Source organism: Nostoc sp. NMS8, from assembly GCF_017115045.1.
Lineage (GTDB): Bacteria > Cyanobacteriota > Cyanobacteriia > Cyanobacteriales > Nostocaceae > Nostoc.
This window is the reverse complement of record NZ_JABXKK010000099.1, coordinates 121,705-131,030: the sequence shown is the minus strand read 5'-3', so window position 1 is coordinate 131,030 and position 9,326 is coordinate 121,705. Positions and strand designations below refer to the sequence as shown.

At 42.1% G+C, this 9,326-nt stretch carries 10 protein-coding genes; 9 read left to right on the top strand and 1 reads right to left on the bottom strand.

The window, feature by feature from the left end; translation table 11 throughout:
• Positions 1-242: 242 nt before the first annotated feature.
• The 9 genes from HWQ39_RS25040 (at position 243) to HWQ39_RS25000 (ending at position 8,036) form a co-directional block, all read left to right on the top strand.
• The gene (locus tag HWQ39_RS25040) at positions 243-2,972 is read left to right on the top strand and encodes an N-6 DNA methylase (protein WP_292851110.1); all 2,730 of its coding nucleotides are present in this window, start codon (positions 243-245) and stop codon (positions 2,970-2,972) included.
• Between the two features lie 381 nt (positions 2,973-3,353).
• The gene (locus HWQ39_RS25035) at positions 3,354-3,719 is read left to right on the top strand and encodes a hypothetical protein (protein WP_292851108.1); all 366 of its coding nucleotides are present in this window, start codon (positions 3,354-3,356) and stop codon (positions 3,717-3,719) included.
• 15 nt (positions 3,720-3,734) lie between these two features.
• On the top strand, positions 3,735-3,944 hold the full coding sequence (locus HWQ39_RS25030; protein ID WP_292851105.1) for a hypothetical protein: 210 nt from the start codon (positions 3,735-3,737) through the stop codon (positions 3,942-3,944).
• 66 nt (positions 3,945-4,010) lie between these two features.
• Positions 4,011-4,250, top strand: coding sequence for a hypothetical protein (locus tag HWQ39_RS25025; RefSeq protein WP_292851102.1), 240 nt, complete (start codon positions 4,011-4,013; stop codon positions 4,248-4,250).
• A 44-nt stretch (positions 4,251-4,294) separates the two neighbouring features.
• The gene (locus HWQ39_RS25020) at positions 4,295-4,531 is read left to right on the top strand and encodes a hypothetical protein (RefSeq protein ID WP_292851099.1); all 237 of its coding nucleotides are present in this window, start codon (positions 4,295-4,297) and stop codon (positions 4,529-4,531) included.
• Positions 4,532-4,784: 253 nt separating this feature from the next.
• Positions 4,785-4,976 (top strand): hypothetical protein, encoded by a 192-nt coding sequence (locus HWQ39_RS25015; RefSeq protein ID WP_292851096.1) that lies wholly within the window; start codon positions 4,785-4,787, stop codon positions 4,974-4,976.
• 86 nt (positions 4,977-5,062) lie between these two features.
• Entirely contained in the window at positions 5,063-5,509 is a 447-nt protein-coding gene (locus tag HWQ39_RS25010; protein WP_292851093.1) for a DUF3598 family protein, read from the top strand.
• 125 nt (positions 5,510-5,634) lie between these two features.
• On the top strand, positions 5,635-7,023 hold the full coding sequence (gene hisS / locus HWQ39_RS25005; protein ID WP_292851090.1) for a histidine--tRNA ligase: 1,389 nt from the start codon (positions 5,635-5,637) through the stop codon (positions 7,021-7,023).
• Between the two features lie 437 nt (positions 7,024-7,460).
• Positions 7,461-8,036 carry a TMEM175 family protein gene (locus HWQ39_RS25000; protein ID WP_292851088.1) on the top strand — a complete coding sequence of 192 codons (576 nt, stop codon included), beginning with the start codon at positions 7,461-7,463 and terminating at the stop codon, positions 8,034-8,036.
• A 17-nt stretch (positions 8,037-8,053) separates the two neighbouring features.
• On the opposite strand, the gene dusB is transcribed toward HWQ39_RS25000, so the two are convergent.
• Complete coding sequence (dusB, locus tag HWQ39_RS24995) at positions 8,054-9,109, bottom strand: tRNA dihydrouridine synthase DusB (RefSeq protein WP_292851085.1); 1,056 nt, start codon at positions 9,107-9,109, stop codon at positions 8,054-8,056.
• Positions 9,110-9,326 lie beyond the last annotated feature (217 nt).

Here is a 9,326-nt window from a genome sequence, read left to right as displayed (position 1 = left end):
CTATCTCTTTACATTACCGTAGTTTGTGGTTCAATTACCTGAAAATTGCTGTAAGAAAACCTATAGGTCAGTTTCTACAATAGCGTTACACTCTATAACGGACTAAGCCTTTATGTAGATCCTGTAGCGCCTGATGAACATAGCCGATATCCTCAAAGACTCAATCTCCGTCGCAGTTTACTGCGGCGGAGATTGAGCAGTTAGAGCAGAGCATTACTCTGAAAGCAACCAAAAGTGGCAAAGTGCCTTATATCGTTTGTTTGGTGCGTCAGAAGGCAATTAAGCTAACGCCAGAGGAAGCAATTCGGCAGCTATATTTACAGGTTTTGAATAAACGCCTCCACTATCCCTTCAGTCGTATTCAAGTCGAATATGGGGTGAACTTTGGGCGGGAGGTGAAACGGGCAGATATTGTTGTGATGGACAAAGATCGTCCAAACACGGTGTATATGCTGGTGGAGCTAAAGAAGCCGAAGCTCAAAGATGGAAAGGATCAGTTGCGATCGTATTGTAATGCTACGGGTGCGCCGATCGCAATTTGGACGAATGGCGATCAAATTTCCTACTACCAGCGCAAAGATCCCAATTATTTTGAAGATATCCCTGGTTTGCCCAATGCGAATCAAACCCTAGCAGATATTCTTCAGATCAAGTTTACCCTGGAAGACTTGATCGCCAATGACAAGTTGATCAAGGAGAATAAATCTCTCAAAACCCTGATCGAAGAAATGGAAGATGAGGTGCTGGCGAATGCTGGGGTAGATGTATTTGAGGAACTATTTAAGCTGATTTTTACGAAGCTCTATGATGAGTGGTATTCTGGGCAGGGCAACCGCCGTAAAACTCGTTCTCTAGAGTTTCGCAATACGGGACAAACAGAAGCCGCACTCAAAAGCAAGATTCAGGATTTGTTTGATGGCGCAAAGAAAAAGTGGGAAGGGGTGTTTAGTGAAGATGCTAAAATTAGCCTCACGCCTTCGCACCTGTCGGTTTGTGTGTCGTCGTTAGAGAATGTGAAGCTGTTTAACTCCAATCTGGATGTAATCGATGAAGCCTTTGAGTATTTGATTAACCAGAGCAGTAAGGGAGATAAAGGGCAATATTTCACGCCGCGCTATGTGATTGATATGTGCGTGAAAATGCTCAATCCCCAAGAGGATGAGTACATGATCGATACGGCGGCGGGGTCATCTGGGTTTCCGGTGCATACGATTTTTCATGTGTGGCGGCAGATTTTGGCGGATGAGGGATTGCAGGCGAGTCATTTGTTTTCGTTGGAAGATAAACCGCCCCGTTGTAGTGAATATGTGGAAGAGAAGGTGTTTGCCATCGACTTTGATGAGAAAGCGGTGCGGGTGGCGCGGACGCTGAACCTAATTGCGGGGGATGGGCAGACAAATGTATTGCACCTGAACACCCTGGACTATGAACTGTGGAATGAAGTAACCGAACAAGAGGAATGGGATAACATTTATAATGCTGGGTTCAAACGTCTGAAACGATTGCGACCGAAAGGGAATAAAGATTTTCGAGAGTTTCAGTTTGATGTGTTGATGGCGAATCCGCCCTTTGCCGGAGATATCAAGGAACCGCGCATGATTGCCCGATATAATTTGGCAAAGAAGCCGGATGGTAAGTGGCAAAGCAAGGTAGGGCGCGATATTTTGTTTATTGAGCGCAATTTGGACTTTTTGAAACCGGGGGGTAGAATGGCGATCGTGTTGCCCCAAGGACGGTTTAACAACTCTTCGGATAAGAATATTCGAGATTTCATTGCCGAACGCTGCCGGATTTTGGCGGTGGGGCTGCATGGCAATACGTTTAAGCCGCACACGGGTACAAAGACTTCGGTACTGTTTGTGCAGAAGTGGAATGATGATCCGAAGGTGGGCGCACTCTGTCCTCGACAGGATGACTACAACATCTTTTTTGCGACGATGCAGAAATCGGGGAAGGATAATTCTGGGGATAAAATCTGGCGCAAAATTTCATCGTCTAGTTCACCGCCTGATGAGGAACTGAGCGAATTGATGCCGCCTTCTCCGATGCAGCGAGTAGTGGGGGTGGAGGGCGATTTTTTGCAAGATGTTCACGGTCATTTAGTGGTGGATCATGATTTGTATAACCACGAAGGACTGACGGAAGACGGCATTGCAGAAGCGTTTATTGAGTTTGCCAAAAAGGAGAAGCTCAGTTTTTTTGAATCCAGCCCATCTGTGACACCGTTTGATGCTGTGAGGTATCAGCAGTTAATGGATGGGCTTGAAGCAGTTGAGATTTATTTTAATGTTTTAAATGAAAATGAGTTTTTTCGATATGATGCAGAATACTTTAATAAAGAAGCTCTGGATATCACATCTAAGATAAAAAAAAGGCACTTTTTTTCGATTGAAGAAGAGTATGAAGTGACAAAGCTTGCTGGCTTTGAATTTACAAAATTCTTTACTTCTGAAAACATGGAATCTGATGATTTTTATATCGCCCTTACAAGCAAAAATATTCAACATGAAAGGCTAGATTTAACTGATTACATAACGATAGAGCAAGAAACAGCAAATACATTTCTAAAACGCTCAAGACTTCAAGAAGAAGATATAATCTTATCTTATACAGGTATTTACAGAAGATCCTTAGTTCTTCAAGAAGGATCTTATCAACTTGGCCCTAATATATGTAAACTCCGTAGAAAAGGACTTAAAATTAGCCCATACTTTCTCTCAACATTTTTTAATTCCAAAGTTGGTCAGGTTATTCTGGATCGAGAAAAAACTCTCTCAGCACAACCAACTGTTGCGATGTCTAGATTACGAAAAATCCAAGTGCCTATAGTATCAAAAATATTTCAAGACTCTATTAAGGGATTAATTAAATATTCGTATAAAATTTTAAAAATTAGTCAGAGAATCTATTTTGAAGCTGAGGATTTGCTGTTGTCGGAGCTCGGCTTGAAGGACTGGCAACCCACAGAATAAACCTTTGCCGTCAAGAGTTTTACTGAGTCGTTCCTGTCCTCTAGTCGCCTCGATGCTGAGTATTACCAGCCAAAATTTGACCAACTCATTGAACGACTTGAAGAGAAAGTTGAACTAACGCCCCTTGGTGATTTACTCACCCTCAATCAACGAGGAAAACAACCTCAATACATTGAAGACGAAGACGAGTATGAGTTAGGTTTACCTGTCGTTAATTCCAGGCATGTTCGAGAAGGTGAAGTAATACTGACAGACAATCGCTATGCTTATCTACCAGAAAGCGATAATCCGCTTACAATTCAAACTGATGATGTTCTAATCAACGGTACAGGTATTGGCACAATTGGACGTTGTGCCCCTTATCTCTACGAACAACAAGCTTTGCCAGATAACCACGTCACTATTCTTAGAACTGATTTACTTGACCCGGTTTATCTGTCGATTTACCTCAATAGCGTTATTGGAAAGCTATTCGTTGAAAAGCATTTTAAAGGTTCATCAGGGCAAATTGAGCTATACCCTAACGAAATTGCTCAATTTCAAATTTGGGATGCGCCAGATTCCGTTCAGCAGAAAATCAGAAGCAAAATTGAAGTCTCTCACCAAAAGCGGGAGCAATCCAAGCAACTGCTAGAAATTGCTAAAACAGGGGTAGAACGAGCGATCGAAACCGACGAAGCGATAGCAACGACTTGGATTAATCAGCAACTTGAAGCGTTAGGAATCAATCTATCAAACTCAAACTAACCTAATGGAGGCACAATGTCTGAGATTACTATAAACCTAGATCAACTCAAGGAAATCTTGAAAAGCGCGATCGCCGAATTAATTCGTGACAATCGAAAAGAAGTCTCTGAATTTCTGGCAGAAATTATTGAAGACGTGGCAATGGAGCAAGCGATCGCTGAAGGTGAAACAACTGAACTGGTTAGCCGTGAGTCCATCTTTCAACTTTTGGAGCCGAAAGCGTGAAAGTCGAGTTTAGGAAAAGCCTTGGACATTAACCTAACCACTACTACTTAACATCTTGGAGTAGCAATGAAAGCAGTTAAAGTCATGGCAACGATTAATGAGCAAGGGCAACTAACCTTAGATCATCCTCTCATAACAGATAAAAACAGCCGCGTAGAAGTTATTATTCTAATTCCAGAAGAGGAAATTCTACACGATCAATCTCAAGCAGAAGTCTTAGCAGATTTCCGGCAAGCTTGGCACGAAGCCATGACTGGGCAAACTATCCCGGTGGCTCAACTTTGGGAAGGGCTGGAAAATGACTGAATTCGTGAGAGTATGATTTCTGTGCAATCACCCCTCTCGTTTTCATGCCAACAAATGATTCTGAACTTCAAGCTCAAGCTCGGAAAATTCTGGATGCGATCGCCTTGCAGTTATTGAGATGGCGATCGCAAGTTTTCTTGACACAGAGGCGTTGGGTTTTGCAGATTGCAAGCCAGGGCGTGGACAATAAAAGCGTAAACTGGCGATCGCAGTCAGCGGAACTGGCGAAAGATATTGGTGTAGATACACAGGAACATGAGAAGCCGACGATAAATGCGTAGGCGTAGCTCGCCGCAGGCATCCCGTAGACATCTCCGAAAAAGAATGTAGAGACGTAGCACTGCTACGTCTCTACAAGGGTTCTGGGGAACGCATCTTTAATTTCTGGAGATGTCCCTTGCAAGAAAAACGGAATTGTTATGCTTGGCGTCAAGTCATGCCAGCGATGATTAAAGCCGTCTTTGATAACTTTCCTCACTCATAATATGCGAACATAATTTAAGTTGTAGCTGACTACCTACACAGAGATTTAAAATGGATACCATTGCAATCCCTGTTCTGAATTGCCCAGTAGATGCCACGGTAGAGATTCCTGTTTCTAAAAGTATTACCAATCGGGCATTACTCGTCGCGGTCTTAACACCAGGTAACTCGATTTTACAAAATGCCTTATTTAGTGAAGACTGGCATTTGCTATCACTGGCTAAAAGGTTCCAGGCATTGTAATAAAAGAACCTGGTTGTGCAGCGAAAACTTTTCCCAATTACTTACTCGATTTTTCCAAATGTTAGAACAATAAAAGGTGAATTGCAATGTCAAATATTCGAGAAGAAATGCCCGTACTTGTCCGTCATGAAGGAGATTGGGTAGGAACTTATACAGTAATTGATACAGCCGGAAAAATTCTCGACAAGTATGAATCTCACTTAACTTGTCAATTTCCAGAAAATGGCCCTCATCCCTACTATCAAATTAATCGCTACAAATGGGCTGATGGTAAACGAGAAGAATATGAATTTCCAGGAATCTATAAAGATAATAAGCTTTGGTTTGACACTGATCGCATAGACGGAAAAGCCTGGGAAGCTGATGATTCGATTGTTATTTTGTGGTTTAGTTATAAGACAAACCCAGAAATGAGCTTATATGAAATGATCTACATTAGTCCTGACAATAACAATCGTGCCCGCACTTGGCATTGGTTTAAGAACAATCAAATCTTTCAACGCACCCTAATTCAAGAAGAACGGGTAAAATAGTAATTTCTCCCCTAAAAGATAAAAGCTCATTAGTCTTCAGTCCGCGCAGGCGGACTTTGTTTGTGTAGCCACGACTTCCAGTCGTTGGGCTTTCATCTCCAATCTCAACTTAGTAAGGTACACGCATGGCCAAAGGTGACAAAATAAACTTTTCTACTCCTAGCGGATTTCCAGAATTTCTTCCCAGCGAAAAGCGTCTAGAATTACATTTGCTAGATATCATCCGCAAAGTTTTTGAAAGCTATGGATTTACGCCCATTGAAACACCTGCTGTAGAACGTTTAGAAGTCCTGCAAGCTAAAGGTAATCAAGGCGACAATATCATCTATGGCATTGATCCCATCCTGCCACCAAATCGACAAGCCGAGAGAGATAAATCTGGCGAAACTGGTTCAGAATCAAGAGCTTTAAAGTTTGACCAAACAGTTCCTTTAGCAGCATACATTGCCCGTCACCTGAATGAGCTAATTTTTCCCTTTGCCCGCTATCAAACAGATGTAGTTTTTCGGGGAGAACGAGCGAAAGATGGGCGTTTTCGTCAGTTTCGCCAATGCGATATTGATGTAGTTGCGCGTCGTCAACTAAGTTTACTCTATGATGCTCAGATGCCTGCAATTATCACTGAGATATTTGAAGCAATTAATATTGGTGATTTTCTGATTCGCATCAATAACCGTAAAGTTCTTACTGGTTTCTTTAAATCACTAGGAATTGCGGAAAATCAAATTAAATCGTGTATTGGTATTGTTGACACGCTCGAAAAGATTGGTGAAAGTAAAGTAAAACAAGATTTAAAAAAAGAAGGAATTTTAGAAGAACAAGCGCAAAAAATAATTGAATTTATCAAAATAAACGGTTCCGTTGATGAAGTTTTAGATAAACTCAAACATCTTGCCCAAAATCTGCCAGAAACAGAGCAATTGAGCTTAGGAATCACCGAATTAGAAACGGTAATTACAGGAGTGCGTAATCTTGGAGTTGCCGAAAACCGTTTCTGTATTGATTTATCTATTGCCCGTGGTCTTGATTACTATACTGGCACAGTTTACGAAACAACCTTATTAGGACATGAAGCTTTAGGCAGTATTTGTTCTGGTGGTAGATATGAAGAACTAGTCGGGGTATTTTTGGGCGAAAAAATGCCTGGTGTTGGTATTTCTATTGGCTTAACTCGCTTAATTAGTCGTTTGTTAAAAGCTGGTATTCTAAATACCTTAGCTGCGACACCAGCCCAAGTGATGGTAGTGAATATGCAGGAAGATTTAATGCCCACTTATTTAAAAGTTTCTCAACGTCTGCGTCAGGCGGGAATTAATGTGATCACTAACTTTGATAAGCGTCCCTTGGGTAAACAATTTCAATTAGCAGACAAACAAGGAATTCAATTTTGTGTAATTATTGGTTCTGAAGAAGCAGCAGGGCAAAAGTCATCACTCAAAGATTTGAAAACAGGCGAGCAAGTAGAAGTGTTATTAGAAAACTTGGCTGAGGAAATTAAAAGAAGGCTTACCTAAAAAAAACTGATTTATCGAGTAGCGACTGTCTATTGCGATGCGTTATAGCTTTCGCCTCATACACCTTACTTATTTGGAAGTCTTTTATGAGTTTGTCCGATCTCCCTAATCTCTGGGTTCCTTTAGCACTTTTAGGTTTAATTGTGATAGCTGCTGTATTTTTCAGCCGCAGCAATTGATATTTAAATAATTCCAGAAACTAAGTACACGTCAACATAAAAGAGTTCGGAAATATCGAGGGTTGATGTTGGGTTTCACTACGTTCCACTTAATTTAATTTTGAATTTTGAATTGATTCATGGTGGACACAGGGTATGGAGTAGCCTAAAAAAAAGTGCGCCATAGTGCAGAAAATCTTTATCAACGGCAACTACTTGGTACGATAAAGTACAGAGTGTCACAACTTACTCTCAAGTAAACACAAAAGGAATGCGTACATGGGAAAAGGGAGATTAGAAGCATTCAGCGATGGGGTGATTGCCATCATCATCACCATTATGGTGCTGGAAATCAAAGTGCCGCATGGGTTTGATTTAGCTGCGCTGCGTCCGCTAATCCCGGTATTTCTCGGCTATGTGCTGAGTTTTATTTATATTGGCATCTACTGGAACAATCACCATCACCTATTACAAGCAGTCCGACAGGTTAATGGGCGTATACTTTGGGCGAATCTGCATCTGCTGTTTTGGTTGTCGCTAATCCCCTTCGTCACTGGCTGGATGGGCGAGAATCACTTTGCCGCCGTGCCAGTTGCCCTCTATGGTACGGTCTTGTTGTTGGCTGCGATCGCCTACTACATTCTTAGCCGTGCCCTCGTTTCTCACCAGGGTAAGGATTCAACTCTAGCGATCGCAATCGGTGATGACTTCAAAGGGAAAGTATCAGTAGTTTTCTATGCTGTGGCAATTCCACTTGCCTTTGTAAACTCATGGCTGGCCTGTGCATTTTACGTTTTAGTGGCAATCATCTGGCTTATTCCAGATCGTCGCATTGAGAAGACTCTCACTTCCTAAACTAATTACGAATTATTTTAAAGCATTGCCAAACTACCTTGTGGTTCTTCTTCAAGTTCATAACCATTAGCCAATTTTTCAATTGCTTGGTCAATCATTGCCAAACCCTGATCTACTTTTTCAACTAAACTTAGCTGTCCTCGAAGTTCGGCAGCACCAACAAAACCCTTAGCATACCAAGTCATGTGTTTACGGGCTTGACGGACACCGCGATCGCCTTTATATTCCCACAAGGCTTGTAAATGATCTCTTGCACATTCCAAACGCTGAATTGGCGTAGGTTTCGGTAACATTTCCCCAGTTTTCAGGAAGTGATCGATTTCTCCCACCAAAAACGGATAACCCAAAGTCCCACGGGAACACATAACGCCATCAGCGCCAGTCTGTTCTAAACATTTCACCGCCGCTTCAACAGAAAAAATATCTCCGTTCCCAATCACTGGAATAGAAAGCACTTCTTTGACACGGGTAATCCATTCCCAACGGGCATTACCGTTGTACCCTTGGGCGCGAGTGCGTCCATGTACTGTAATCATTTTTGCCCCGGCATCTTCCATCCGCTTGGCAAAGTCGAGAATCGTAATTTCGTGATCATTCCAGCCAATACGGGTTTTTACTGTCACAGGGACATCAACAGCTTTTACCACTTCCCGCACAATTGTTTCTGCTACTTCTGGTTGCCGCAACAACGAAGAACCGCCACCATTTTTAGTGATTTTATTTACCGGACAACCCATATTAATATCAACAGTATCAGCACCTTCGGCAACTGCCTTGATTGCTGCTTCTGCTAAGAAATCTGGACGACAATCAAATAGTTGAACGCTAATTGGGCGTTCGTTAGGGTCTACCTCCATGATTTTGGGTAATTGCTTGACATAATGCAACCCCGTAGCATTTACCATTTCGGTATACATCATTGAATCTGGGGCATAGCGACGCACGATACGGCGAAACACCATATCTGTCACTCCAGATAGAGGCGACTGGAAAACCCGACTTTTTACCTCGAATGAGCCAATCTTTAAGGGTTGGGAGAGTCTAGCTTGGAGAATCGGAGAGAGCGAAATCATACAAAAAATTAAAACTTACTTATGCGGATGAAAAATAGCAGGAATATTTAGGGGTATTTGTCATCACTGCTCATTTTAGGTTACGTATCCTGACTTGGAGGCTGTTTTTGCAAATCAATCATCTACTAAAAAGCCATCCGCAAGAAATAATCAGTGCAGGTAAAGGGCATTGGGCATTGAAATAGAGGCAGAGGGGCGGGGTGCAGGGTGCGGAGGG

Excerpts from the sequence above, each read along its gene's own strand:
- HWQ39_RS25020 (WP_292851099.1), top strand. The coding sequence starts at position 4,295 with ATGCCAACAAATGATTCTGAACTTCAAGCTCAAGCTCGGAAAATTCTG.
- HWQ39_RS25025 (WP_292851102.1), top strand. The coding sequence starts at position 4,011 with ATGAAAGCAGTTAAAGTCATGGCAACGATTAATGAGCAAGGGCAACTA.
- HWQ39_RS25015 (WP_292851096.1), top strand. The coding sequence starts at position 4,785 with ATGGATACCATTGCAATCCCTGTTCTGAATTGCCCAGTAGATGCCACG.
- HWQ39_RS25030 (WP_292851105.1), top strand. The coding sequence starts at position 3,735 with ATGTCTGAGATTACTATAAACCTAGATCAACTCAAGGAAATCTTGAAA.
- HWQ39_RS25010 (WP_292851093.1), top strand. The coding sequence starts at position 5,063 with ATGTCAAATATTCGAGAAGAAATGCCCGTACTTGTCCGTCATGAAGGA.
- HWQ39_RS25000 (WP_292851088.1), top strand. The coding sequence starts at position 7,461 with ATGGGAAAAGGGAGATTAGAAGCATTCAGCGATGGGGTGATTGCCATC.
- hisS (WP_292851090.1), top strand. The coding sequence starts at position 5,635 with ATGGCCAAAGGTGACAAAATAAACTTTTCTACTCCTAGCGGATTTCCA.
- dusB (WP_292851085.1), bottom strand. The coding sequence starts at position 9,109 with ATGATTTCGCTCTCTCCGATTCTCCAAGCTAGACTCTCCCAACCCTTA.